The organism is Aeromonas sp. 9A, assembly GCF_963900955.1.
Lineage (GTDB): Bacteria > Pseudomonadota > Gammaproteobacteria > Enterobacterales > Aeromonadaceae > Aeromonas > Aeromonas salmonicida.
The window spans coordinates 4,675,467-4,701,487 of the sequence record NZ_CAWRFG010000001.1; the positions used below are offsets into that span (position 1 = coordinate 4,675,467).

At 57.1% G+C, this 26,021-nt stretch carries 24 protein-coding genes; 10 read left to right on the forward strand and 14 right to left on the reverse strand.

What is annotated here, in order from left to right; all coding sequences use genetic code 11:
• Nucleotides 1-50: 50 nt before the first annotated feature.
• The gene (locus tag AACX78_RS21620; protein ID WP_159167393.1) at nt 51-4,424 is read right to left on the reverse strand and encodes an amino acid adenylation domain-containing protein; all 4,374 of its coding nucleotides are present in this window, start codon (nt 4,422-4,424) and stop codon (nt 51-53) included.
• 334 nt (nt 4,425-4,758) lie between these two features.
• Between AACX78_RS21620 and AACX78_RS21625 the strand changes: the two genes are divergently transcribed.
• Both AACX78_RS21625 and AACX78_RS21630 read left to right on the forward strand, forming a co-directional pair.
• Entirely contained in the window at nt 4,759-5,010 is a 252-nt protein-coding gene (locus AACX78_RS21625; RefSeq protein ID WP_159167394.1) for a phosphopantetheine-binding protein, read from the forward strand.
• Nucleotides 5,011-5,168: 158 nt separating this feature from the next.
• Nucleotides 5,169-6,338: a histidine decarboxylase gene (locus AACX78_RS21630; RefSeq protein WP_276529318.1), complete on the forward strand. Its 1,170-nt coding sequence runs from the start codon at nt 5,169-5,171 to the stop codon at nt 6,336-6,338.
• Between the two features lie 101 nt (nt 6,339-6,439).
• Here the strand turns inward: AACX78_RS21630 and mnmE are convergent, their stop codons facing one another.
• The 8 genes from mnmE to AACX78_RS21670 all read right to left on the reverse strand — a co-directional run bounded on the left by mnmE (nt 6,440) and on the right by AACX78_RS21670 (nt 12,693).
• Nucleotides 6,440-7,801 carry a tRNA uridine-5-carboxymethylaminomethyl(34) synthesis GTPase MnmE gene (gene mnmE, locus AACX78_RS21635; protein WP_159167395.1) on the reverse strand — a complete coding sequence of 454 codons (1,362 nt, stop codon included), beginning with the start codon at nt 7,799-7,801 and terminating at the stop codon, nt 6,440-6,442.
• A gap of 87 nt (nt 7,802-7,888) precedes the next feature.
• Nucleotides 7,889-9,535, reverse strand: a complete 1,647-nt coding sequence (yidC, locus tag AACX78_RS21640; RefSeq protein ID WP_017411499.1) for a membrane protein insertase YidC — start codon at nt 9,533-9,535, stop codon at nt 7,889-7,891.
• A 5-nt stretch (nt 9,536-9,540) separates the two neighbouring features.
• Nucleotides 9,541-9,789 (reverse strand): membrane protein insertion efficiency factor YidD, encoded by a 249-nt coding sequence (yidD, locus tag AACX78_RS21645; RefSeq protein WP_010635605.1) that lies wholly within the window; start codon nt 9,787-9,789, stop codon nt 9,541-9,543.
• Nucleotides 9,756-10,115, reverse strand: coding sequence for a ribonuclease P protein component (gene rnpA, locus AACX78_RS21650; protein WP_005319554.1), 360 nt, complete (start codon nt 10,113-10,115; stop codon nt 9,756-9,758). The genes yidD and rnpA overlap by 34 nt, the downstream gene beginning before the upstream one ends.
• Nucleotides 10,115-10,249 carry a 50S ribosomal protein L34 gene (rpmH, locus tag AACX78_RS21655; RefSeq protein ID WP_005307156.1) on the reverse strand — a complete coding sequence of 45 codons (135 nt, stop codon included), beginning with the start codon at nt 10,247-10,249 and terminating at the stop codon, nt 10,115-10,117. The genes rnpA and rpmH overlap by 1 nt, the downstream gene beginning before the upstream one ends.
• A 269-nt stretch (nt 10,250-10,518) precedes the next feature.
• The gene (locus tag AACX78_RS21660; protein ID WP_005319551.1) at nt 10,519-11,253 is read right to left on the reverse strand and encodes an amino acid ABC transporter ATP-binding protein; all 735 of its coding nucleotides are present in this window, start codon (nt 11,251-11,253) and stop codon (nt 10,519-10,521) included.
• A 12-nt stretch (nt 11,254-11,265) separates the two neighbouring features.
• The gene (locus tag AACX78_RS21665; protein ID WP_087756815.1) at nt 11,266-11,934 is read right to left on the reverse strand and encodes an amino acid ABC transporter permease; all 669 of its coding nucleotides are present in this window, start codon (nt 11,932-11,934) and stop codon (nt 11,266-11,268) included.
• Nucleotides 11,935-12,693, reverse strand: coding sequence for an amino acid ABC transporter substrate-binding protein (locus AACX78_RS21670; protein WP_159167396.1), 759 nt, complete (start codon nt 12,691-12,693; stop codon nt 11,935-11,937).
• Between the two features lie 311 nt (nt 12,694-13,004).
• Between AACX78_RS21670 and dnaA the strand changes: the two genes are divergently transcribed.
• From dnaA to gyrB, 4 genes are all read left to right on the forward strand, one after another.
• Nucleotides 13,005-14,375, forward strand: a complete 1,371-nt coding sequence (gene dnaA / locus AACX78_RS21675) for a chromosomal replication initiator protein DnaA (protein WP_005319544.1) — start codon at nt 13,005-13,007, stop codon at nt 14,373-14,375.
• A gap of 82 nt (nt 14,376-14,457) precedes the next feature.
• Nucleotides 14,458-15,561 carry a DNA polymerase III subunit beta gene (gene dnaN / locus AACX78_RS21680; RefSeq protein ID WP_005319542.1) on the forward strand — a complete coding sequence of 368 codons (1,104 nt, stop codon included), beginning with the start codon at nt 14,458-14,460 and terminating at the stop codon, nt 15,559-15,561.
• A gap of 2 nt (nt 15,562-15,563) precedes the next feature.
• A complete protein-coding gene (gene recF / locus AACX78_RS21685) occupies nt 15,564-16,667 on the forward strand; it encodes a DNA replication/repair protein RecF (protein ID WP_011898202.1) in 1,104 nt (367 codons plus the stop codon).
• The gene (gene gyrB / locus AACX78_RS21690; protein WP_159167397.1) at nt 16,664-19,078 is read left to right on the forward strand and encodes a DNA topoisomerase (ATP-hydrolyzing) subunit B; all 2,415 of its coding nucleotides are present in this window, start codon (nt 16,664-16,666) and stop codon (nt 19,076-19,078) included. The genes recF and gyrB overlap by 4 nt, the downstream gene beginning before the upstream one ends.
• Nucleotides 19,079-19,145: 67 nt before the next feature.
• Here gyrB and AACX78_RS21695 read toward each other — a convergent pair whose 3' ends face one another.
• The 3 genes from AACX78_RS21695 to AACX78_RS21705 all read right to left on the reverse strand — a co-directional run bounded on the left by AACX78_RS21695 (nt 19,146) and on the right by AACX78_RS21705 (nt 21,266).
• Complete coding sequence (locus tag AACX78_RS21695; protein ID WP_159167398.1) at nt 19,146-19,910, reverse strand: GNAT family N-acetyltransferase; 765 nt, start codon at nt 19,908-19,910, stop codon at nt 19,146-19,148.
• A 203-nt stretch (nt 19,911-20,113) separates the two neighbouring features.
• On the reverse strand, nt 20,114-20,491 hold the full coding sequence (locus AACX78_RS21700) for a VOC family protein (RefSeq protein WP_159167582.1): 378 nt from the start codon (nt 20,489-20,491) through the stop codon (nt 20,114-20,116).
• A 70-nt stretch (nt 20,492-20,561) separates the two neighbouring features.
• Nucleotides 20,562-21,266, reverse strand: a complete 705-nt coding sequence (locus tag AACX78_RS21705) for a helix-turn-helix transcriptional regulator (RefSeq protein ID WP_159167399.1) — start codon at nt 21,264-21,266, stop codon at nt 20,562-20,564.
• A 278-nt stretch (nt 21,267-21,544) separates the two neighbouring features.
• Here AACX78_RS21705 and AACX78_RS21710 point away from each other — a divergent pair, with 278 nt between their 5' ends.
• Nucleotides 21,545-21,958 (forward strand): Hsp20 family protein, encoded by a 414-nt coding sequence (locus AACX78_RS21710; RefSeq protein WP_021139883.1) that lies wholly within the window; start codon nt 21,545-21,547, stop codon nt 21,956-21,958.
• A 93-nt stretch (nt 21,959-22,051) separates the two neighbouring features.
• Nucleotides 22,052-22,489: an Hsp20 family protein gene (locus AACX78_RS21715; protein WP_159167400.1), complete on the forward strand. Its 438-nt coding sequence runs from the start codon at nt 22,052-22,054 to the stop codon at nt 22,487-22,489.
• 58 nt (nt 22,490-22,547) lie between these two features.
• Here the strand turns inward: AACX78_RS21715 and AACX78_RS21720 are convergent, their stop codons facing one another.
• A complete protein-coding gene (locus AACX78_RS21720) occupies nt 22,548-23,798 on the reverse strand; it encodes a valine--pyruvate transaminase (RefSeq protein WP_159167401.1) in 1,251 nt (416 codons plus the stop codon).
• A gap of 292 nt (nt 23,799-24,090) precedes the next feature.
• Between AACX78_RS21720 and AACX78_RS21725 the strand changes: the two genes are divergently transcribed.
• On the forward strand, nt 24,091-24,324 hold the full coding sequence (locus AACX78_RS21725) for a hypothetical protein (RefSeq protein ID WP_021139880.1): 234 nt from the start codon (nt 24,091-24,093) through the stop codon (nt 24,322-24,324).
• Here the strand turns inward: AACX78_RS21725 and AACX78_RS21730 are convergent.
• A complete protein-coding gene (locus AACX78_RS21730) occupies nt 24,290-25,078 on the reverse strand; it encodes an AraC family transcriptional regulator (RefSeq protein WP_159167402.1) in 789 nt (262 codons plus the stop codon). The two genes, AACX78_RS21725 and AACX78_RS21730, sit on opposite strands and share 35 nt — an antisense overlap.
• A 92-nt stretch (nt 25,079-25,170) precedes the next feature.
• Here AACX78_RS21730 and AACX78_RS21735 point away from each other — a divergent pair.
• On the forward strand, nt 25,171-26,021 hold an 851-nt coding region (locus AACX78_RS21735; protein WP_159167403.1), incomplete at its 3' end, for an MFS transporter.

The window sequence follows — 26,021 nt, forward strand, 5'->3', positions numbered from 1 at the left end:
GGGAATGACAATGAACCCCGGGGTGTGCGCTCTCCCCGAGGCTTGATAGGTCAGGAACCGGGGGACCTGAGCAGGACTTCAACATCCGCTGCATTGCGGCAGTGCAGCAGTTGTCCAGGTGACAGGGTTCTGGAGAAGTGCTCACCCAGGCGTGCCGAGATGACCTTGAGGTGTTGGGGACGCAGCCCCAGGCTGGTGAAGTCGAGCTGACTGCTCATCCCTTCATTCCGGACCTGTCCCAGCACCTCCAGATAGATATCGAGCACGGCGCCGCCATCCGTCGCACCAGCATCCGCTGTGGCTTGTGGTGCCGATCCCCCCTTGTCTGATGAGGTCAACCTGCTGCGTGCTGCGCGCCGATCCGGCTTGCCATTTTGTGTCAGCGGCAGGCTGTCGACCTGGATAAAGCGCGTCGGCACATGGGAGGCTGGCAGGTGTTGCTTTGCATGCTCGCGTAACGAGGTGATGGAAACTGTTTCCCCATGCTTGCCCACATACAGGGCCCCGATACAGAGTTCCCCCTGCTGCTCGGCGCCGTAGTCCACCACCAGTACATGGGCAATGGCCGGGTGCTTGATGAGCTCGATTTCGATATCAGGCAATGAGACGCGCACGCCACGCACCTTGATGTAGCCGTTCACGCGGCTGTCGAACATCAGGGTGCCGTCAGCCCGATAACGGCCCCGATCGCCGGTACGAAACGCCCTTGTCTCCTCACCGGAGCCTGACGCAAGGGTGACAAAGTCCTGCTGTGTCAGCTCGCCATCTTCCAGATAGCCGAGTGCCAGGTTCACCCCTGTGGTATGGATGCGACCGGCAACCCCGGTCGGGCAGTGTTCCCCTCTTTCATTGAGCAACCAGTAGCCGTTGCCCGGCAAGGGCGTACCGTACGGTATCTTGTCCTGAACCCTGACGCCGATCTGGTGCCAGATACTCCAGATGGTGGTTTCGGTCGGTCCGCCCAGTGATGCCAGGCGGGCCGACGGCAGCTGCTTGCGAAGTTCGGCTATGATGCCGGGTTTGATGTAATCCCCCCCTTGCGCGATCAGCCGCAGGCTCGTCAGCCCCGTTGCCTGACAGCAGGAGAGCAACATCTCGAGCATGGCCGGCACAGAGCACCAGAGGGTGACGCCATGCTGCTCCACCAGCTGATTCCAGTGCACCGCATCTTTTTCCGCCCCCGTTTCCGGTTGTACCAGGGTGGCGCCAGCGCTCAGACAACCGAACACATCGAAGACCGACATGTCGTGGTGCAGTGGTGTGACCGAGATGAATACATCGTCAGGGGTGACTTGCCATGCCTTGAGCGTGCTGCCGATAACATTGGCCGTGGCCCTGTTGTTGAGCACCACGCATTTGGGCTTGCCGGTCGTCCCCGAGGTGTAGAGGTAGTAGGCCGGCGCCAGGTGTTGGGAGCGCCAGACCCAGGGGGTGCCGCAGAGATTATCGTGGGGAGACGCCAGCAGCGCCGCTGGTGTGACAGTGGGGTAGTCAGACTCGAGCCCGTCTGCACAGATGATCAGGTCAGGTCGACAGTTCTCCAGCAAGTAGTGCAGCCTCTCGGTGGGGGAGCAGCTGTCTATCGGTACCCAGACCACGCCGCTCAGGGCGCAGGCCAGGGTAGCCATGGTGTGCTCCGGGCTGCGGTGCAGACAGATGGCGACGACCTTGCCTGCCGTGATCCCCGCTCTTTCGAACGCCCCCATGATCCGCCAGACGCTGTCGCCGAGAGTGCGATAGCTGATGCGGCGATCCCCCTGTATCAGGGCAATCTTGTCATTGCCGGCATCGAAAAGGTGCGTCGCTATACGCTCGAGGAAGGGGTCCGTGTCTGCCGCTGTCTCGTCACTGTTATGGCGATAGTGGCCCGTATCAATGATGGCGCTGGCATCAATATCAAACAGGCCGGAGGTGACGATATGGCGGCTTGCCTTGTCCAGCGCCGTGAGGATGTCGCACACCAGATCGCTCTCTATTGCCTCACGGGCATAGTCGATATCCAGTATCAGGGCGCCATCCGCGCGGCTCGAAAAGCGAATGTCCATCGCCACCTGCGGGGTCTGAGTCAGCCCGGCACACAGGGTCATGGTGCTGCTGCCGGTGGCTGTTGGCCAGGAGAGTCCATTGGTGATGACAATGGGTAGCGCCGGGCCTGTACCCCGGGTTTCAAACAGCTGACGGGCAATATCCACCCCGGAGAAGGCCAGATGCTGCAACCCTTCCATCACGTCGTTTTGCAGCTGGTTTGCCCTGTTTACCAAGGTGTCCCTGGCACCACACCACTCGACGGCAATGAAGCTGGATCGGTTGGCAAGCGGGCCTGAGGGCAGGGGGGCGACCGGAATGGCGACACATAGATCCCCCTCGTCGAGCCAGCGGGACAGCACATCCAGGATCAGGGCCATGATGGTGGTGTTTTTGAAAAAGTGCTGTCGGGAGCCCAGTTTGCAAAGCTGGGTGAAGAGGTCAGGGGGGATGATTAGGCTCTGTCGCTCGTAACGGGCGGTAGGGATCTGATCCAGTGGCTGCTTCCATGGCAGCCGGGGGGCCCCGTCCAGCCCGGCGAGTTTATGCGTCCAATACTGGGCATCAGCCTTGCGCAGCTCAGGGCTCACGGGGGCGTCCTGTGCCGCCGTGATGGAGGGCATGTCGGGCTGATGACCCTCGAACAACTCCAGCATCAGTGCCGCGATCGAGCGCCCGTCGAGGATGAGCGCATCGAAGCGAGCGAAAACAACATGCTGGTCATCCGGCAAATGGAACAGGGTCAAGTTCCAGGGGGCATGATCGAGGCTGAGGAGTGCGTGGGTATAGTGGTTGCGATGCAGCTTGAGCCGTTCTTGCGCCGTGCTGGCAGAGAGGTGGCGCAGGTCGATCTCCTCAAGGTTTATCCTCTCCTCGTCACTGACGTACTGGATTACTCTCTCGGGATCGACAAGGGTGCGCAAACTCTCGTGGCGTTTGACCATGGCGTGCAGTCGCTGCCGCAGCGTGGCCGGATCCAGTCGCCCGTGGTATTCGCGAAACTCCTGCATGGCGACTCCCCCGAGTGGGAACTGGGTGGTGCGACCCAGCAGATAGGCTTGCTGCAATGGTGTCAGAGGTGTTTCCATCAGAGGCTTTTGTGGTGTCAGCGCTAGGTCAAGGGTGGCTGGATTGGTGGCCACTGTGCGAACCTGAGTGACGAAATCGTTGAACAACCGGGTGATCCAGGCTTGCGGCAGTGCATCCAGGCGAATGTCCCAGTTGATCAATATACCGCCATCAATACGGACAACTTGCGCATCCAGTGCGACCTGAGGTCCCTGGGAGATGACCCAGTTCATGGAGCCAAACACACGGTGAACCCGTTCGGAAAACAGCTCGCCGCCATCCAGATCCAGCGCTGCCGTGAACACCACAGGGGCTAGCTGGGCTGCACCATGGTGGCGGGAGAGATCGCGCATCAGGCTGACACCTGAGTAGCTGCCGTGACTGAGTCGTTCGGCCATCTGGCTTGCCAGTTGATGGCAGAGCCCTGCGAGGGTATTGGCAGAGGTCATGTCGACATCAAGGATGGTCAGATTGGCGAACTCCCCGACGATTTGTTCTGTCCCCTCAATCACGGGTTGGCGCCAGAAGAAGGGCAGATTGAGACGAAATCTCTTGTCGCCCGTGGCCATGCCGAGCTGATGCGCAAACAGCCCCAACATCAGGCTGGAAGGCGTCATTCGTCTGTGTCGGGCCAACTGGATCAGGGTTTGACGCTCATCGGGGGAGAGCCATGCACTGAGGCGGTGGCTATCGGGGGATGAAGCAACATGTGCTGGCGCTGGCAGTGAGGGGGCTGGCGCTATCTGAGACAGCCTGCTGCGCCACCAGGATCTGTCAGCCATTCTGGCTGCTTGCTGCACGGGATCCCGATTGATGGCATCGCACCAGTCGAAGAAGGCTGGAGGGGTTTGCCGTGGCGAGTCCGGGCATTCATAGAACAGCGCCAGGTCTTCCATCAGCACACGGAAGCTGGAGGGATCGACCGCTATCATGTCGGTATCGATATGCAGCCTGCATGCATCCTCCCCCAGAATTGATACCGAGAAACGTGCAGCTTGCCCCCGGGCCAGGTCAAGGCGTTGATGTGTCCACTCCTGGCGCTTGCGCCTCAGTGCTTCCACCCGTTCTGCATCACCCAACGCCTTGAAGTCATCAACCTCAAGGCGTTGTGATGGAGTCATTTCAGCCACTGTCTGCATGCCGTCATGGGTTATCCGAAGTCGCAGCATGGGGTGTGATCGATACACATGTTCAAGGGCGCGGCCCAAGCGTTGCAAGTCGAGGGCATGGCAATCGAACTCGGCGTAAAGATGCGCAGAAACCTCACCCAGTGATGAGTGATTGCCTCGGCCAATCCAGCAAGCCGCCTGCATGGAAGTCAGTTCTCTCATATCTCGCTCGTAATGTTGACAAGGCCATTCATTTGGTTCTTTATATATTTACAGGTGAGAATGGTTTTCATTACAAGTTTATTTTATTGAGTCAACCTGTATGGGGGGAAGCAAGATAGTCTGCAACGGATCTACTGCGGAATGGTTTATGGTGTGCGCTGAAATGCGGGACAAGTATTTTTCAACTCTATTATCCTGGGCGAAAAATTGTCATGACAGATGGCAGGCTTATATCCCTGCTCAATGTGTGGAGGCGTTAGGCCCATAGTTATGATGTGGGTATTTGAGTCTGCTGTTATTTACAATGACATCAACAATATGAGGCTGGTTTCACATGACCAATCCAGAAATGATTAGCCATGAATGGCTACAAGAGCGCGTACAGCAACTTATTGAAGACAATGAAACTGAGCTGGATCTGGAAGAGAGCCTTATTTTATATGGGCTAGACTCTTTGCGAGTGATGCGATTTGCTGCTGAACTTAAAGAACGCAACATCCATGTCAGTTTTGAAGATCTGATAAAATCACCAACATTGGCTAGCTGGCGGGAGTTGATTGCCAATCGACAAGCCATTGCAAGATAACCGTAAATTATAGTTTTGACAGCAAGAGTCCGCGTGATTTTATTAATGGTTGTTTCACCGCCATCCCTTACGATTAATCATCGGCAACTTGATAAATCAAGATGCGGATTGCCAAACTACACCACCAAATGTGCAGGCATGCCTGCATAGCGCTAGCCATGGGTATGATAATGGGTTTGTCATCAGAAGATGCCGGGAAAATAGAGTCGTTTTGGCGGTATTGTGTGCAGCATCAATATTTCAATATCGGTTATCCAGAGGCGGCTGACTTTGACTACTCCGCTTTGAACCGTTTTCTAAACTTCTCTATCAACAACTGTGGTGATTGGAGCCAGCAGAGCAACTACCTTCTCAACTCCTTTGATTTTGAAAGAGAGGTGATGCAATTCTTTGCAACCCTGTTCTGCATTCCTTTTGAGCAAAGTTGGGGTTATGTGACCAACGGTGGTACTGAGGGGAATATGTTCGGATGCTATCTGGCCCGCGAGTTATTTCCTGAGGCAACATTATATTACTCAAAAGATACGCATTATTCGGTTGCAAAGATCATCCGACTGTTGAGAGTAAAGTCATGTATGGTCGATTCACAGCCTAATGGCGAGATGGATTATGATGACCTGATCAATCGGATTCGACTGGATGGAGAGCGCCACCCTATTATATTTGCCAACATAGGGACGACGATGACAGGGGCGACAGACAACATTGCCACCATTCAAAGACGCTTGAAAAAAATAGGAATCACCAGGGGGGACTATTACCTGCATGCCGATGCGGCATTGAGTGGCATGATCTTGCCTTTCATCGACAACCCTCAACCTTTCTCTTTCGCCGATGGCGTCGACTCGATAAGTGTATCGGGTCATAAAATGATCGGTTCTCCCATTCCCTGCGGGATTGTCCTGGCCAGACGCAAGCATGTCGAGCATGTCTCGGTTGAAATAGATTATATCTCGGCATGTGACCAGACAATCAGTGGCTCGCGTAATGGCTATACCCCGCTACTGCTATGGATGGCAATAAAAAGCCGATCATTTTCAGACTGGCGTCAGCGAACGCAGCACTGTCTTGATATGGCCCAATATGTCATCGAGCGTTTTCACGCCAAAGGTATTCATGCCTGGCGCAATCCAAATTCGATCACTGTGGTTTTCCCAAAGCCTGCTGACCATATATGGAAAAAGCACTGTCTGGCCACATCAGGAAAAATATCACATATCATCACCATGCCTCATCACACCGGGAAGGAAACCCTGGACAGGGTGATCAATGACATTGCTCTGGATGGAGAACCTGGCCGCGGTTTGGCGCATGCGTTGACTGTCTGATAGCACCAGAGTTGACGGCCTTGCCATGATGGACACGGTTGCAGGGCGAGAGCCAGCTCTCGCCCTGTTTGCTTGCGTTACTCTGGCTGCTTCTCGCTAGATTATTTGCCGATGCAGAAGCTGGAGAAGATGCGACCGAGCAGATCGTCGGAGCTGAACTCGCCGGTGATCTCGGACAGAGACTCCTGCGCCAGACGCAGCTCTTCGGCCACCAGTTCACCGGCGACATAGATTTCCAGCTGATCTTTGGCCACCAGCAACCGCTCGGCGGCGCGCTCCAGCGCATCCAGGTGGCGGCGGCGGGCCATGAAGCCCCCCTCGGTGTTGCCCTGGAAGCCCATGCAGGCTTTCAGGTGCTCGCGCAGGGCGGGCAGCCCCAGTTCTGTCTTGGCTGAGATGCGGTAGACGGCGTGGCCTAGTTCCTGGCTTGGAGCGAGATCCTCGCCGGTCAGGTCAGCCTTGTTGCGCACTACCGTGAGGCCGATGTTTTTTGGCAACCGATCAACAAATTCCGGCCAGATTTCCCGCGGGTCGATCGCATCGGTCGTTGTGCCATCCACCATAAAGAGCACACGGTCGGCTTGCTCTATCTCGGCCCAGGCACGCTCGATGCCGATCTGCTCTACCTTGTCCAGGGTATCGCGCAGGCCGGCAGTATCTATGATGTGCAGCGGCATGCCATCCAGGTGGATGTGCTCGCGCAGCACGTCGCGGGTGGTGCCGGCAATCTCGGTGACGATGGCTGACTCGCGTCCGGCCAGGGCGTTGAGCAGGCTCGATTTGCCTGCGTTGGGACGACCGGCGATCACCACCTTCATCCCTTCCCGCAGCAGGGCGCCCTGTTTGGCTTCACTGCGCACGCCGTCCAGCTCAGCCATGATGGCGTAGAGATCGCCTGCCACCTTGCCGTCGGAGAGAAAGTCGATCTCCTCGTCCGGGAAGTCGATGGCGGCTTCCACATAGATGCGCAGCCGGATCAGGCTCTCCACCAGTTGCTGGATTTTGCTGGAGAACTGCCCCTGCAGGGAGTGCATGGCGCTGCGGGCGGCCTGCTCGCTGGAGGCTTCAATCAGATCGGCGATGGCTTCGGCCTGGGCCAGATCCAGTTTGTCGTTCATGAAGGCGCGTTCGCTGAACTCGCCGGGACGGGCAGGGCGCAGCCCTTTTATCTGCAGGATACGGCGCACCAGCATGTCCATGATGACGGGGCCACCGTGACCTTGCAGCTCCAGCACATCTTCGCCGGTGAAGCTGTTGGGGGCCTTGAACAGCAAAGCTATGCCCTGATCCTGCGGTTGGCCTTGCTCATCCTTGAACGGCAGATATTCGGCATAACGGACCCGGGGAAGCTTGCCGAGCACTATCTCGGCGACCTGTTCGGCGGCGGGGCCTGAGACCCGGACTATGCCAACGCCGCCACGGCCGGGCGCGGTGGCCTGGGCCACGATCGTATCTGTTGTCATCTTGCTTGGCTCGTATGTTCGGTAATTGGGGACATTGTAATAAAAAAGGCGGCCCGAAGGCCGCCTCTTTTGTCATCAGGGGGAAGATCAGGTGCGGGTATGCAGCCCTTTCTTCTCCAGCTGACGATAGATGATGGTCTGCTGGGTAATGGAGATGACGTTGCTCACCAACCAGTACAGGGTCAGGCCAGCCGGGAACCAGAGGAACATGAAAGTGAAGATGATCGGCATGAACTGCATCACTTTCTGCTGCATCGGGTCGGTAATGGTGGTCGGACTCATCTTCTGCAGATACCACATGGAAGCACCCATGAGGATTGGCAGTACGAAGAAGGGGTCCTTCACTGACAGGTCGGTGATCCACAGCGCGAACGGTGCGTGACGCAGCTCAACGGATTCCATCAGTGCCCAGTACAGAGCGATGAAGATAGGCATCTGGACCAGGATAGGCAGACAGCCACCCAGCGGGTTGACCTTCTCCTTCTTGTACAGCTCCATCATGCCCTGGGACATCTTCTGGCGATCGTCACCGAAGCGTTCCTTGAGCGCGGCCAGCTTGGGCTGGAGCATGCGCATCTTGGCCATGGAGGTGTACTGGGCCTTGGTCAGCGGGAACATGATACCGCGCACCAGCAGGGTCAGCATTATGATGGCCACACCCCAGTTATGCACAAAGCCCTGGAACACGGTCAGCAACCAGTGCAGCGGTTGGGCGATGAACCACAGCCAGCCGTAGTCGACGGTCAGGTCGAGGTGGTTTGCCACCTTGGCCATCTGGTCTTGCAGCTTGGGACCCACCCACAGCTTGCTGGTCACTTCGGCCTGCTGGCCGGCAGCCACGTCTACCAGCGGCGCCTTGTAGCCAATGATGGCCTGGTCTTTACCAGGGATCACGCGGCTGTAGAAGCTGTTGGTATCGTCGGCATTCGGTGCCCAGGCAGAGACGAAGTAGTGTTGCAGCATGGCGACCCAACCACCCTTGGTGGTCTTGTTCAGGTCGGCATCCTTCATCTCGTCGAAGGTGTACTTCTTGTAGCGACTCTCTTCACTGGAGAAGGCGCCACCACGGTAAGCACTGGCTACCATGGCGTGACCTTCCTGATCCTTGGGTGTGGTCACGGTCTGCTTCAGCTGACCGTAGAACTGCACCTGGACCGGCTCGGCAGATTTGTTGTCGATCTTGTAATCGACGCCAATTGCATAGTCACCGCGCTTGAGCACGAACTCTTTGGTGAAGACCACACCCTTGCTGTCGGTCCAGGTCATCGGAACGACGACTTGATCCTGACCATCGGCCAGCTGGTAGCTGGTCTGGGCGGCTTCATAGGTGGGACGACCCTGGGCCTGGCTGTCAGGACCATCGCGACCCACCAGGCCGCTTTGGGCGACATAGAGGCGGTCAGGCTGACTGGTCAGCAGGACGAAGGATTGATCCTTGCCCTCTTCCAGTTTGTGAGCCAGCAGCTCGGCAGAAACAATGTCACCGCCCTGGGTATCCAGGGTCAACTTGAGCACGTCGGAGGAGACGGTGATCAGCTTGCGTGCGGCGTTTGCGTTGGCTTGCTCGGAAACCTGAGGAATATCACCGGTCTGACCGGCTTCAGGTACGAAATGTTCGGTTTGGGCCACGGTAGTCGGGGCCGGCTTCGGAGCCTTGTCGGACTCCCACTGTTGCCAGAGCAGAAAGCTCACGAACAGCAAACCGATCAGGATAAGATTGCGTTGTGATTCCATAGTCTTCAGTTTCTTCGCTTTGGTTGCGGAACCGGGTCATAACCACCCTCGGATAAGGGATGGCATTTTAATAGACGTTTGCTGGCTAACCAAACGCCTTTTATGAAACCGTGAAGTCGGATGGCTTCTATCGCAAATTGGGAACAAGTTGGCGTGAAACGGCAGCGCGGCCCCAGCAGGGGACTAATGATTAGCTGATACAGGCGTATCAGTTTGACAGCTACCCATTGCAACGGCGTGACAGAGTGCGCCATAGCTTTTCCAGTAACTTGAACAGCTCCTCGTTATCCATCTCTTTGACGCCGCCCTTGGCGATCACGACTATGTCGATAGCGGGCAGGCTGGCTTGATTGAGACGGAAGCTTTCCCGGACCACTCGTTTGACACGATTACGCCAGACGGCACGCTTGAGTGCTTTTTTGGGCACAGCGAGGCCAAGACGGGGATGTTCGAGAGTATTGGGACAGGCGAGAAGAGTAATTTGCGGAGAAGCGGCCCGGACAGGCTCGGCGAAAACGCGTTTGAAGTGTTCGGGAGTTAACAGACGTAACTCCCGAGAGAAGGTGTGCGGCGTTGGCATTAAACTACCAGACGGGCACGACCCTTGGCACGACGAGCGGCCAGAACTTTACGACCGTTGGCAGTTGCCATGCGGGCGCGGAAACCGTGAGAGCGCTTGCGCTTCAGGTTGGACGGTTGAAAAGTACGTTTCATGATTCGATTCCGTATTTCTGTACAGTTTTGATTGTCACACTTAGCCGACGCGCCAGCTATAGCGTGTGACGACTAGCAAAAGAGGCCGAATTCTAAACAGAGTTCGGCTTTTAGTCAATCCGCCGTTCCCTCTCATCTTGCCCTGACTCATCAATAAGCAGGAGAAGCTGACAGGATCCGGAGGATCAAGGGCTCCGGATTATACTGGCAACCTGGGGTTAAACAAGGATCCTCCAATAAAAAAGGCGGCCAGGCCGCCAAAGAGAGAGCTATTTAAGTACTTTTCGCAAGAACTCCCGGGTGCGAGGATCCTTGGGATCGACCAATATCTGATCCGGCGGGCCCTGTTCCACGATCCGGCCCCCCTCCATGAAGATCACCCGATCGGCAACATCACGAGCAAATTCAATCTCATGGGTCACCACCACCATGGTCTGGTGCTGGCGTGCGAGCTCCTTCATCAGGCCAAGTACCTCGTCGACCCACTCGGGGTCGAGGGCCGAGGTGGGCTCATCGAACAGAATGACCTTGGAGTGAGCCGCCATGGCGCGGCCGATGCCGACCCGTTGCTGCTGGCCGCCGGAGAGAGATGCCGGGTAGGCATCCTGCTTGTCGGCAAGCCCTATGTCCTTGAGGATGCCGAGAGCTGTGGCGCGGGCCTCTGCCTTTGGCTGCTTCCAGACGGTGATCAGCCCTTCGGCTATGTTGTCGAGCGCCGTCTTGTTGGCGAACAGGGCGTAGTTCTGGAACACGAAGGAGGCGCGCTTGCGCAGCTCTATGGCCTGCTGCTCGCTGGCATTGGCCAGATCCAGCTGCAGATCATCGATGGCAAGGGTGCCTGCATCCGGTGTCTCAAGCAGATTCAGGCAGCGCAGTAGCGTCGACTTGCCGGTACCGGAGGGGCCGATAATGACCACTATCTCCCCCTTCCTGACCTCCAGATCTATGCTGTTGAGCACCTTGTTGCCGTGAAATGCCTTGGAGAGGCCTGTTAATTTGATCATCGCAGACTTCCTTTAATAGGCACGGTTCAGGCGCACTTCCAGCAGGTGCTGCAAGCGGGTGAAGATGATGACCACCACCCAGTAGACCAGGGCCACCGCCATGAAGCTCTCGAAGAACTTGAAGGAGGAGGAGGCTTCCATCTGCGCCTTGCCCATGATCTCGGCCACTCCCAGGGTGAACGCCAGCGAGGTGCTCTTGATCATGTCGATGAAGTAGTTCATCAGCGACGGGGTCGCTATGCGTGCCGCCTGCGGCAATATGATCCGCCGCATAGCCTGATAGCGGCTCATGCCGATACTGAGCGCCGCTTCCATCTGACTCTTGTGAATACCCAGGATGGCGGCACGGATCGACTCTGCCATGTAGGCGGCGAAGTGCAGGGTCAGGCCGACGATGGCGGCGGTAAAGGCATCCATTCCCACGAAGACGGGGAACAGTTGCGGCAGTCCGTAGTAGAGCAGGAACAGCTGGACGAGCAGTGGCGTACCTCGAAAGAACGAGATATAGAGCATCGCCAGCCAGTGGATCACGGGGATGCGAAACACCCGTACTATCGCCAGGGTCAGCGACAGTACGAGTGCCAAGACGAATCCCCACAGGGCCATTTCCATCGTGGTGCCCAGGTATTTGAGCAGGATGGGGAACAGCCCTAGGGTGTACTCGAGGTCAAATTCCATCATTTATTTGTCGGTGATGTCAGCTGCGAACCATTTCTCGGAGATTTGACGCAGGGAACCATCTTTGCGCATGGCGGTCAGGGCGTCGTCGACTTTCTTCAGCAGAGCCTGCTTTTCAGGCGTCTTCAGGAAGGGCAGGGCGTTCTCAATAGTCTCGAACGGTGCGCCAGCCTGTTGCAGCGGCAGCTTGGATTCCTTGATCAGCTGGGCGGTGGAGACGCGGTCCATCACGAAAGCATCGATGCGACCCAGGGCGACATCCTGCTCGAAGCTGGAGTCATAGGTGCGGATATCGATCTTCTTGTTCGGGTCGTTCTTGCGCAGCAGTTCTTCGAAGTTGGAACCCAGGTTAACAGCAACCGTCTTGCCTTCCAGATCCTTGATGCCGTGGATGGTGCTGTTGCCCTTGCGGACCACTATCTGGGCACCGTCATAGACGTAGGGTTGGGAGAAGGCGTACTTGGCCTTGCGCTCGTCGGTGATGGTGATCTGGTTGGAGATGGTATCGACGCGGCCGGTTTCCAGCATGCCAAACAGGCCGGAGAAGCTGGCGGTCACGAACTCGACCTTGTAGCCGGTGCGCTCACCGATCTGGTTCCACATATCCACCTCGAAGCCCTGCAGCTTGTCCTGCTTGACGAAGGTGAACGGGAAATATTTGCCGGACATGCCGACCTTGATGGTTTCCTGGGCGATGGCTTGACCGGACAGGGCGGCCAGCAGAATGGCGGCACCGGAGACCAGCTTGATGGATGATGTCATGGGGATTCCTCTCTCTGTTGTTCTGTATTTTTAGTTGTAATGACTGGATTTTCGTTGATGTTATTGGAATAAAACCCAAAGAATAAATGATATTTGGTTATATAAAATAACCGGTTAAGGTCAGGATCCCCGGGGCCGTCCGGGTGGGATCAGGCTGTGGGTAACTTTGGGGATGAAATTGGATTCATCGGTGCTGGATCCTTGAAAGTCAAGGATCTTATTTGCCGGATCCACGAGGTGGCGGCTAGAGATCCAGCCGCTAAAAACGTAGAATAGCCGGTCTTTAGTTAATCAATTGACGGGAGTTTAGAGTGACTGCTTCGCTATGGCAGCAGTGCCTTAACCGGCTGCAAGATGAGTTGCCCTCGGCAGAATTCAGCATGTGGATCCGGCCGCTTCAAGCGGAGTTGAGTGACAATACTCTGACCCTGTATGCACCGAATCGCTTTGTTCTGGACTGGGTACGAGACAAGTATCTCATCCGGGTTAACGGCATCATCAATGAACTCTGTGGGGTCGATGGCCCCACCCTGCGTTTTGATATAGGTAATCGTCCCCATCCCGTTGCGATCGCAAGAGCGCCGGCGCGGGGTGCTGCGCCTGTGAATAACTTGCAGAAGAGCTGGGAAAGCAAGGCTGACGCCAAGCCTGAGCCGAACCACAAGAGCAACACCAACGTGAACTATACCTTCGAGAACTTCGTCGAGGGTAAGTCCAACCAGTTGGCCCGTGCGGCTGCCCGTCAGGTAGCCGACAACCCGGGTGGCGCTTACAATCCTCTGTTCCTATATGGCGGTACCGGTCTGGGCAAAACCCACCTGCTGCATGCCGTTGGCAACGCCATCAAGGAGCGCAAGAAGGACGCCAAAGTCATCTATATGCACTCCGAGCGGTTTGTGCAGGATATGGTGAAGGCGCTGCAGAATAACGCCATTGAAGAGTTCAAGCGTTATTACCGTAGCGTCGATGCCCTGCTCATCGATGACATCCAGTTCTTCGCCAACAAGGAGCGCTCCCAGGAGGAGTTCTTCCATACCTTCAATGCGTTGCTTGAAGGTAACCAGCAGATCATCCTGACCTCGGATCGCTATCCGAAGGAGATCAACGGTGTCGAGGATCGTCTCAAGTCCCGCTTCGGCTGGGGCCTGACGGTAGCGATCGAGCCGCCGGAGCTGGAGACCCGCGTCGCCATCCTGATGCGCAAGGCGGATGAGAACCAGATCCACCTGCCGGACGAAGTGGCCTTCTTCATCGCCAAGCGTCTGCGATCCAACGTTCGTGAACTGGAAGGCGCCCTCAACCGGGTGATCGCCAACGCCAACTTTACCGGCCGTGCCATCAATATCGATTTCGTGCGCGAAGCGCTGCGCGACCTCTTGGCATTGCAGGAGAAGCTGGTCACCATCGACAACATCCAGAAGACGGTGGCTGAGTATTACAAGATCAAGCTGGCGGATCTGCTGTCCAAGCGCCGCTCACGCTCCGTTGCCCGTCCGCGTCAGCTGGCGATGGCACTGGCCAAGGAGCTGACCAACCACAGTTTGCCGGAGATAGGTGATGCCTTTGGTGGCCGTGACCACACTACCGTTCTTCATGCCTGCCGCAAGATAGAGCAGCTGAAGGAGGAGAGTCACGACATCAAGGAGGACTATTCCAACCTGATCCGAACCCTCTCTTCCTGATATGACGGTGAGTGGACAGATGCAGCGCGAATATTCCAACCTGATCCGAAACCTTTCGTCCTGATAACAACGGAGAGCACAGATGCAGCTCGAAATTAGCCGTGAGGCCCTGTTACGTCCTCTGCAACTGGTGTCCGGTGCCCTGGGTGGCCGGCCGACCCTGCCGATCCTCGGCAATGTCCTGCTTGATGTCAGCCAGGGTCTGCTGTCGCTGACCGGGACTGACCTGGAAGTCGAGATGATAGGTCAGGTCTATCTCAATAATGAAAGCCAGGATGGCCGCACCACTGTGCCGGCGCGCAAGCTGCTGGATATCTGCCGTGGCCTGCCGGAAGGGGCGGACATTCGCCTCAATACCGAAGGCGAGCGTCTGATCATTCGTTCCGGCCGTTCCCGTTTCAACCTGTCGACCCTGCCTGCCAGCGAATATCCGAATATCGAGGATTGGGAATCCGTGCTCGAATTCGACATTGGCCAGCTGGAGCTGAAGAAGCTGATCGATGCCACCCAGTTCTCCATGGCCAGCCAGGACGTGCGTTACTACCTGAACGGCATGCTGTTCGAGAGCGAGGGCCACGGCCTGCGTACCGTGGCGACCGACGGTCACCGTCTGGCGACCTGTCGTCGTGAGGTAGTGGAAGAATCGCTGCCCGATCATCAGGTTATCCTGCCCCGTAAAGGTGTGCTTGAGCTGGTGCGCCTGCTGGAAGCGGAAGACAAGCCGGTACGGCTGCAGATTGGTCGCAGCAACCTGCGCGCTGCGCTGGACGGCTTTATCTTCACCTCCAAGCTGGTAGATGGTCGCTTCCCGGATTGGCGTCGGGTGATCCCGCGCAACAGCGACAAGGCCCTGATCGCCGGTCGTGAGGATCTGCGTCAGGCGTTTGCCCGCGCCGCTATCCTCTCCAATGAGAAATTCCGTGGGGTGCGTCTCAATCTGCAGGAAAACCTGCTGCGCATTACCGCCAACAACCCGGAACAGGAAGAAGCCGAAGAGCTGCTTGACGTACAATACGAAGCCAGCGAGATGGAGATCGGCTTTAACGTCTCTTATGTGCTGGACGTGCTGAATACGTTAAAATGTGACCAAATTCGGATTAGCCTGAGCGATTCCATCAGCAGTGCCATTATTGAGGATTTTGATCATCAGGATGCTCAGTACGTGGTGATGCCGATGCGGATCTAGTCGTGTCCCTGGTCAAACTCCAGCTCAGCGACTTTCGCAATATCCAGCAGGCCAGTCTCAAGCTGTCCCCCGGTCTCAATATCCTGGTCGGGTGCAATGGCAGCGGCAAGACCAGCGTGCTGGAAGCCATTCACTATCTTGGTCTCGGTCGCTCCTTTCGTACTCACCTGACCGGGCGGGTTATCCGCCAGGGGGAGCGGGCCTTTACCCTGTTTGCCCAATGTGAACTGGAGGGGCGTCAGGTGCCCATCGGGCTCGCCAAGGACAAGAGTGGCGAGACCCAGCTCAAGATCGCCGGGGCCCAGGCCCAGCGACTGGCCGATCTGGCCGAGCTGCTGCCGGTGCAGTTGATCCATCCCGATGGCTTCAACCTGCTGACGGGCGGGCCCCAGGCTCGCCGGGCCTGGCTGGATTGGGGCGTTTTCCATCAGGAACCGACCTTTTTCTCCTTGTGGGGACGAGTGCGGCGTCTGTTGAAACAGCGCAATGCGCTGTTGCGCCAGAGCACCCAGTATCGCCAGTTGGCGTTCTGGGATCAGGAGCTGGTGCGGCTCGGGGGTGAACTGGCCGAGTTTCGCGCCAGTTATTGTCAGGCCATTACGCCCCTGATCAAGGAGATGACGGCAGATTTTCTGCCCGAATTCGACATCAGTCTCGGTTTCTATCGGGGCTGGGAGAAAGATACCCCCCTCGGCGACTTGCTGGAGGCGGGGTTTGAGCGGGATCGTACGCTGGGTTACACAGGGGTAGGCCCACAGAAGGCCGATGTGCGACTCAAGGCGAACGGTGTGCCTGCTCAGGATATTTTGTCCAGGGGTCAGCTGAAGTTGTTGGTCTGTGCCATGCGACTGGCCCAAGGGCTCTATTTGAATCAACATAGCAGCCGTGGCTGTATTTTTTTAATTGACGATTTTGCCTCTGAACTGGATGTCGACAAGCGCCGTTTGCTGGCCACAAGGCTGAAGCAGTGCGGTTCTCAGGTGTTTATCACCGCCATCGACACCGGTCAGCTCGCAGACATGATGGATGCGAATGACTGCAAGTTGTTCCACGTGGAACAAGGCAAGATCTCCGAAACGTTAGAGAAGGCAGAGAGTAAGCTATGAGTGAAAATACTTACGACTCCTCGAATATCAAAGTACTGAAGGGCCTGGATGCGGTCCGGAAGCGCCCGGGGATGTACATCGGCGATACGGATGATGGCTCAGGTCTGCACCACATGGTGTTTGAGGTCGTCGATAACTCCATTGACGAGGCTCTTGCTGGCTACTGCTCCGATATTCTGGTCAAGATCCATTCCGACTGTTCCGTATCCGTGCGTGACAATGGCCGGGGTATCCCGGTAGACATGCACGAGGAGGAGGGCCGCTCCGCCGCAGAAGTCATCATGACCGTGCTGCACGCCGGCGGTAAATTCGATGACAACTCCTACAAGGTGTCAGGCGGCCTGCACGGCGTGGGCGTCTCAGTTGTTAACGCCCTCTCTGACAAGCTGTTGCTGACCATACGTCGCAACGGCCATGTCTATGAGCAGACCTATCACCTGGGTGAGCCTGTGGCGCCGCTCAAGCAGATTGGCGACAGCAGCAGCGGCACGGGTACCGAAGTGCGCTTCTGGCCGAGCCCGACCATCTTTACCGATACCTTGTATCACTACGAGATCCTGGCCAAGCGTCTGCGCGAGCTCTCCTTCCTCAACTCCGGTGTCTCCATCCGTCTGCAGGACGAGCGTGATGGCCGCGAGGTGCATTTCTGCTATGAGGGCGGTATCAAGGCGTTCGTTGAATACCTGAACCAGAACAAGACCCCGATCCATCCCAAGGTGTTCCACTTCTCCACAGAGCAGGACGGCATCGGTGTCGAAGTCGCCATGCAGTGGAACGATGCCTATCAGGAAGGGGTTTACTGCTTCACCAACAACATCCCGCAGCGGGATGGCGGTACTCACCTGGTGGGTTTCCGTACCGCGCTGACCCGTACCCTCAATACCTATATGGACAAAGAGGATTACAGCAAGAAGGCCAAGTCGGCCGCCAGCGGCGACGACGTGCGTGAAGGTCTGATTGCGGTCATCTCGGTCAAGGTACCGGATCCCAAGTTCTCCTCCCAGACCAAGGACAAACTGGTCTCTTCTGAAGTGAAGACCGCCGTTGAACAGGCGATGGGTGAGAAGCTCGGCGAGTTCCTGCTGGAAAACCCGGGCGATGCCAAGATAGTGGTCAACAAGATCATCGATGCGGCCCGTGCCCGTGAAGCGGCCCGCAAGGCCCGCGAGCTGACTCGTCGCAAGGGTGCGCTGGATATCGCCGGTCTGCCCGGCAAGCTGGCCGACTGCCAGGAGAAAGACCCGGCCCTCTCCGAACTCTACATAGTGGAAGGGGACTCTGCTGGCGGTTCCGCCAAGCAGGGTCGCAACCGGAAGAACCAGGCCATACTGCCGCTCAAGGGCAAGATCCTGAACGTAGAGAAGGCCCGTTTCGACAAGATGATCTCCTCGCAAGAGGTGGGCACCCTGATCACAGCCCTGGGCTGTGGTATCGGTCGTGACGAGTACAACCCGGACAAGCTGCGTTACCACAACATCATCATCATGACGGATGCGGACGTCGATGGTGCGCACATCCGTACCCTGCTGCTGACCTTCTTCTATCGTCAGATGCCGGAAATCATCGAGCGTGGCTACATCTACATAGCCCAGCCACCGTTGTACAAGGTCAAGAAGGGCAAACAGGAGCAGTATCTGAAAGACGAAGATGCGCTGCTGCAGTACCAGACTGCCATGGCACTGGATGGTGCGACCCTGCACGTCAACGAGTCTGCGCCGGCTATCGGTGGCGAGGCACTGGAGCGTCTGGTCAATCAGCACCGCGCCGTGTCTCACCTGATCACCCGCATGTCCCGCCGGGCACCGGATGCCGTGCTGACCCAGCTGATCTATCAGCCTGAGTTGAACGAAACCCTGCTGGCCAGCGAAAGCGATCTGCTGGCCTGGTGCCAGGGGATGGAAGCCGTGCTCAACGAGAGCAACCACGGTATTCAGTACCAGATCCAGGTGCGTCGTGACGAAGAACGCAGCCTGTTCGTGCCGCACGCCGTCGTGCGTCAGCACGGGGTCGACCGTGAATATGCGATCAGCTACGACTTCCTGCAGTCCTCCGAGTACCGTCAACTGGTCTCGCTGGGCAAAGAGATTGCGAACCTGATCGAGGACGGTGGTTTCATCAAGCGTGGCGAGAAGGTCAAGCCGATCGCCAACTTCGTGGAAGCGGTCGACTGGCTGATGGGCGAAGGCAAGCGTGGCATCTACATCCAGCGCTATAAAGGGCTGGGCGAGATGAACCCGGATCAGCTGTGGGAAACCACCATGGATCCGGAAGCCCGTCGCATGCTGCGCGTCACCATCGACGATGCCGTCGGTGCTGACCAGCTCTTCTCCACCCTGATGGGTGATGCTGTTGAGCCCCGTCGTGACTTCATCGAGACCAACGCCCTGCGCGTAGCCAACCTCGACGTCTAATCGACGCAGTCAGACAGCAAAAAGCCGCTCCTTGTGAGCGGCTTTTTTACATCTGCAGTCAGCGGGATCAGAGCAGTTTGCTCATGATGACCAGATTATGGGGAAGCTCGGTACCATCCTTTGTCGTGCGGTGACGTAACGCAGGCACTATGTGGTGAATGGCCCTGAATCCTAACCTGGTATAAAAAGGCTCGGCGGTCTGGGTGCCCAGATTGATTTCGCAAACCCTTTGCAGGCTCAGGTACTCCAGCACTGTATTGGCCAGCAGTGTGCCGGTTCCCGCGGGTTGCCCCGGTTGCACAACGACAGTGCCAATATAGGCATAACGACGCTCTTCTTTAGTCCAGATTGACCCGGACATGCCACCCTGCAGCTTGCCATGCTCATCGCGCAACATCAGCACAAACGTTGGCCGGATCTTTGGGTCCTGCTCATTGACGACTTCGACATAGAGGGTCTTGCCAGCCGGGTGAGTGCCACACTGCCATCTGAAGATAGCGGTATGGTCGGGGCCTGCTGGCATATGAACCGCTTCATGCTGATAACCGGCTTGCATGAGTGGGGAGCTCAATACCTGATAGGTGGTGAGGATAACCACCTGATTGATGAAGTAGCCCAGTTGCAACTGTTCGCCAATCAGCTGATTCAGATAACCGATCGGCGAGCCGAGAAAGCCGGCTTCCGGGTAATGGACGATCACATTCGGGTTGAAGCCAAACTCCTGCTCACGCAGTTGGAGCAGGGTGAACAGTGCCAGTTGTTGCTCTGTCAGTTCATCCGGGGTGCTGTTGGTCGGCTGGTAAAGTCTGAGGGAGTTATGTCGAGAGGTCATTGTTTTTCCAGATAATCAGGCTTGAGGATGATAACACAGGCAATGCAGCTGGTTAGCGAGGCGCCTCCCGATGTTCCACGTGAAACACTGGCAGTTGAAAGGATGATAGTGTCACTGTCGGCCGGGTTGAAATAACGAAAATGCCGAACGCCTGATTAGCGTTCGGCATTTTTCCTGATGTACAGATGTGGATACCTGAAGATCTAGGTTGGCTCGGCACCCGGGCAGTAGAGGCGCAGGCGATGGCCATCCGGATCGAGCGCCATGCCGGTGTAGCCAAACTCCATCTTGGTTGGCTGCTGGAGTATGGTCAGGCCGCGAGCCTGCCACTCGGCCAAGCCCGTATCGACACTGGCTTCATCAGGCAGAGGGAAGGCCAGCTCCATGGCGCCTGCACTCTGGGTAACGGCGGGTTCTACTGTGGCACTGGACCAGAGCGCCAGCCTGGCGCCCGACTCGAACACGAACATGGCAAAGGTGGGAGACTCTTCGACTGGCGGATGGCCAAACAGCTCGCGATAGAAGAGGGCGCTGCGAGCCGGATTCGCGACATAGAGAATGGTGAACTGCGGGACTAACAACATGGTAACGCTCCTTGATTCGGTGGAGGGCGCATTTGCGCCGACCCCGTCAGCATGGCGCTACCTGCTGTCAGTTTCTGTCAGCAATGAATTTTGGTTGCGGGATCTGCTGGGTAGCACGCCACTCTTTCAGCAGGCTCTCTCTGCTCTTGGGATAGCGGTTATCTTCCAGCTGCATCCGGGCGATGCGATCTACCCGAAAGTGGCGAAAGCCCTGCCGCAGTTCGCACCAGGCGACCAGTACCCGCACCTGCTCGAAGTAGCCGAGAGCAAATGGCCAGACGGTGCGCTCAGATAGCTCCTCTTTCAGATCGCGATAGCTCAGGGTCACCTTGCGCTGCTGGCGGATGGCGCTGCGCAGGGGAGCCTCATCGACAGGGCTGTCGCTGCGGGAGGTGCCGATCAGCAGGGCATTGGCCTGGAGCTGTTGGCGGTATTCGGCGGGCAGCACGGCCTCTATCTTGGCCAGTGCACTGCTGGCAGATGCACTCAAGGCTTCATCACAGTGCGCGACGACCCAGCGTGAACCCAGCACCAGGGCTTCCAGCTCCTCTTCGCTGAACATCAGCGGTGGCAGCATGAAGCCAGGGCGCAGCACATAGCCGATACCGGGCTCACCTTCGATATGGGCACCTTGAGCCTGCAGGGTGGCGATATCCCGATAGAGGGTGCGCAGGCTGATGCCGAGCTGGCTGGCCAGCTCTGTGCCTGTGATGGCGTAACGGTGACCGCGCAACAGCTGGAGCAGGGCCAGCAGGCGTTCGGAACGGGACATGGCATGGCACCTTGGGATCTGCGGTTAGGGTGCCATGTTTGGGCGAGCCGGGACAAGGTGGGGGATTATGCTCACCTCTTTTATTATCACTAGAAGATGCCAAGGGAGGCTAAGAGCCACATCTGATGTTTCAGAAAACTTTTCATTTTTAGCCCTTGAAAGCAAAAAGCTGGCCCCTATATAGGTAACAAGGCCGGAACGCTCGACAGAGGTTTCGACCAGGAGCCCGTCCGACAGGAGGGCAAATAATCCGTTATCGCTCACAAGAGGGTAATACTATGCGTTCTATCGATTTTTCCCCGCTCTATCGTTCTGCCATCGGTTTCGATCGTCTGGCCAATCTCATCGAATCTGCGGCCAGCAATGGCAATGCCGGTTATCCTCCCTACAACATCGAGCAGCTGAGTGACAACGACTACCGTATCAGCATGGCGGTGGCTGGCTTTACCCAGGAAGAGCTGGAGCTGAGCTTCCAGGAAAATCTGCTGACGGTGAAGGGCAACAAGCAGGCAGAGTCCGATCGCAACTATCTGTATCAGGGCATAGCCGAGCGAGGCTTCGAGCGTCGTTTCCAACTGGCCGACTATGTGCGGGTGAAAGGGGCTGATCTGAAAAATGGCCTGCTGCACATCGAGCTGATGCGAGAAGTACCCGAGGCGATGAAGCCGCGCAAGATTGAGATCAACGGCTAACGCCTGATTTGAATCCATTTTTACCAAGCTTCCCGGGTGCCGATGACGGGCCTGTGGAAATGAAAACCTGTTGCTTATTAGAAGGATAGGATTATGCGTAACCTCGATTTTTCTCATCTCTATTCCAATGCCGTCGGCTTTGAGCGGATGGCCCGTGAGCTGGAAGGTCTGTTCGATCAGAAGACCACCGCTTACCCCCCGTACAACATTGAGAAGCGCGATCAGGATGGCTATCGCATCACGGTCGCCGTGGCTGGCTTTGAGCGCGAAGAGCTGGAGCTGGAAACCGAAAACGGCACCCTCAAGGTGAAGGGGCGCAAGGCAGCTGCCGGTGAGCGTCAGTTCCTCCATCAGGGTATCGCAGAGCGTGACTTCGAGCTCGCCTTCAAGCTGAGTCAGCACGTTGAGGTGCAGGGCGCCAAACTGGAACATGGCCTCTTGACCATAGATCTGGCTCGCGAGCTGCCCGAGGCGCTCAAGCCTCGTGCCATCGAGATCGGCAAACCCGATCAGCTGGTGCTGCCCAACTAAGTGACAAGAGATGAAAAAGGCCTGCGATTGCAGGCCTTTTTGTTTTTGGCAGGCTTGATCAGCGAGCGTAGAGAGCATTGATTTCGTCCGCAAGGATGGCAATGCCACGGCGCACCAGCTCCTCGCTCTGGGAGTAGTTGAGGCGGATGCACTCCTGGCTGTGGCGCCACTCTGGGTCGTCGATGCCGGGGAAGAAGTAGTGACCAGGCACGATCAGCAGGTTCTTGGCTTTCAACCGTTCATACAGCTCCTGGCTGTGGATCGGCAAGCCTTCGAACCAGAGCCAGAGGAAGAGGGCGCCTTCCGGCTTGTGGATATGGAAGCGCGGGTCCGGGATAGCGTCTCGCAGCAGTTGCACGGCGAAGTCGGCCTTCTGCTTGTAGAAGGGTTTCACCACTTGTTCGCTAAGGGCAATGATCTCGCCGCTCTCGATCATGGGGATTGTGATGGCGGGCCCCAGGCTGCCCGGCGCCAGGTTGATGATGCCGCTCAGGTTGGTGATGGCCTGGATGATCTTCTCATCGGCGATGACGATGCCACAGCGGGTGCCTGGCAGTCCCAGCTTGGAGAGGCTCATGCAGAGGATGGTGTTGGCGTTCCAGAACGGCTTGGCCTCGCTGAAGATGATGCCGGGAAAGGGCACACCGTAGGCATTGTCGATCAGCAGCGGTATGCCCCTGTCGCGGGCGATTTGATCGAGGTGTTCAATCTCCTCGTCGGTCAACACGTTGCCGGTCGGGTTGGTCGGCCGAGAGACGCAGATCACGCCGATATCGTCGCCCACCTGCAGACTTTCGAAATCCACATGGTATTTGAACTGGCCATCGGGCAGTTTCTCTATGGTGGGTTTGTACGCTACGAAATAGTCATCGGCCAGTGCCGAGTCGGCATAGCCAATGTATTCGGGCGCCAGGGGGAAGAGCACCTTCTTCTTGCGGCCATCTGCGAACTCACCGGCCAACAGGTTGAACAGGTAGAAGAAGGCATTCTGGCTGCCGTTGGTCAGGGCGATATTGCGGGACGTGATATTCCAGCCGAGCTCCTTGCTGAGCAGGGTGGCCAGTGCCTTGGTGAACCTGTCTTTGCCTTGGGGGCCGTCGTAGTTGGCCATGGCTTTGACCAGTTCGCCATTGTCGAGCAGGTTTCTGGCTTCGGTTTGAAAGCGCTCCAGCATGGCGGGGATCGGAGCCGGATTGCCGCCACCCAGCATGATGGCGTCCGGATTGGTCAGCCCCTGATTAAGGTCATCCATGAGTTGGGTAATGCCGGCGTGGCGAGTGAACTTCTCGCCGAACAAAGAAAATTCCATTCGGTGACGGATCCAGAGTCAGTTACGGGGATGTAGCACCATAGCTCAGTTTAAAAGCGGGTGTCGATCAAAATAACGGGACGTTCCACGTGGAACATGACTCAATAATCGAGCATGGTAAAAAATACCATTAATGGGTTTAAAAATGACCACTCATGATGTTTTGTGCGACGTACCTTGGTGTCATAAGAAGATAAATTTAAACAAATTCATAATCTTATGTATTTTTTGAGGATTGGCACGACTATTGGAATAGCTATCTGGTCATCTCAACCATACCGGAGCAAGCCAGATGAAAACCCTGATCGCCACCCTGATAATGAGCACCCTCAGCCTGAATGTCATGGCAACTGAAAACCCCAGACCCGAACTGGATACCGCCAAACTGGGACAGGAGATGCTGGCCCAGCAGCAGGAAGCATCCCGGGCTGTGGTGCTGGATGCCCTCAGCAATTTGAAGCCACTGGCGCTGGATACGCTGGTGGTGGAAGCTAGCTCGGCCGATGCGACTCACCCCGAGAGTTGAGATAACGCAGGGGAGTTTGCCCCGTGTGCTGCTTGAAGAAGCTGATGAAGGCGCTGTCGCTGGAGAACTCCAGCGAAGCCGCTACCCGACTGATGGGCACAGCCTCGGCCAGCAGCTCCATGGCACGCAACAGACGCCACTGCTGGCGCCATGCTTGATAGCTCATGCCGGTTTCCCGCATGAAGATACGACCTATGGTCTTGTCACTGGCACCCACCCGTTCGGCCAGCCGGTTGAGCCGATCGGGCAGGGTGTCCCCCCGTTTTACCTCCTGCAACCAGACTGCCAGGCGCGGGTCTGCCGGTAGCGGCAGTTGCCAGGATTCCCGCGGCGCTTGCGCCAGCTCCTCCATGAACAAGGCCCGCGTCCGGCTCTGCTCCACTTCCGGTTTCTCCCATGGCCAGAGTGCCATTCGTTCTATGATCTCCCGCAGCAGCGGGTTGACAGCGATCACCTGCACACTGGTTGGCAGCTCTGGTTGTGGCATGAAGTAGAGGGATCGGTAGGCCACCACGCCGCGCATCAAGACCCTGTGGGGCGTACCCGCCGGCAGCCAGGCTGCCCGACTGGGTGGCAGCAGGCATACCCGATTGGCCAGCTCTATGCTCATGCAGCCAGCCTGGGCGAACAACAGCTGATGGCGTTGATGCTGATGTAGGCCTGAGTCGTGCCAACCCAGTGCAGAGGCTATGCCGATCACGCTGCCAGTCAGGCGGTCGGGATCAAAAGGGTGATCGGGAAGAATAAAGGCCATATGTCTGATTGTTGATGTTTATAGTCTTGCTTATTGTAATCAGACATTTCGTATCTCTCTAGACTGGCAACCTCTCGTCAAGGAGGTTTGTCATGAACAACAAGTTGCCACCGCTCTGGCTGGTGGTCGGATTGATGATGTTTCCCCAGATAGTGGAGACCATCTACAGCCCTGTGCTGACGCATATTGCCAGTCAGTTCAGGGTGAGTGACGGGCAGGCGTCCCAGACACTGTCAGTCTATTTTCTGGCGTTTGCGGTAGGGGTTGTCTGTTGGGGTCGCCTCTGCGATCTGATCGGGCGGCGTCCGGCCATGCTGGCCGGTCTGCTGACCTACGGGGCTGGCAGTCTGCTGGCATTGCTGGCCAACCAGTTTGAAACCCTGCTGCTGGCCCGGATCATCTCGGCCTTTGGCGCCGCCGTGGGATCTGTCGTGACCCAGACCATGCTGCGTGACAGTTATCAGGGCAGCGATCTGGCCCGTGTCTTCTCCGTGATGGGGGTGGCTCTGTCCATCAGCCCTGTGTTGGGGCTGGTGAGCGGCGGTCTGTTGGCCGAGCAGTTAGGCTATCTCGGTGTCTTCAGCGGCTTGCTGGTGCTGGCCCTGGGATTGACGGTGATCGCCAGCTGGCGTCTGCCGGAAACCCGTCCTGCCATCACTACCAGGGTGGCTCTCTGGCCACTGGCGTGCCGGATGGCAAGGGATGGCGGGCTCTGGCGCAGCGCCCTGCTGGTCGCTCTGTTCAATACCATGCTGTTTGGCTACTACAGCCTGGCACCGTTTCTGTTTGCCGGATTGGGATTGAATGCCAGCGAGTTCGGCTATTCCGGCCTGGTGTTGGCGCTAGGGACTCTGATCGGCAGCCTGCTGAACAAGCGCTTGCTGGGCAAGGGCTGGCAGTCGATGTCGCTCATCCGGTTGGCCACGTCGCTGGCGCTGGGGGC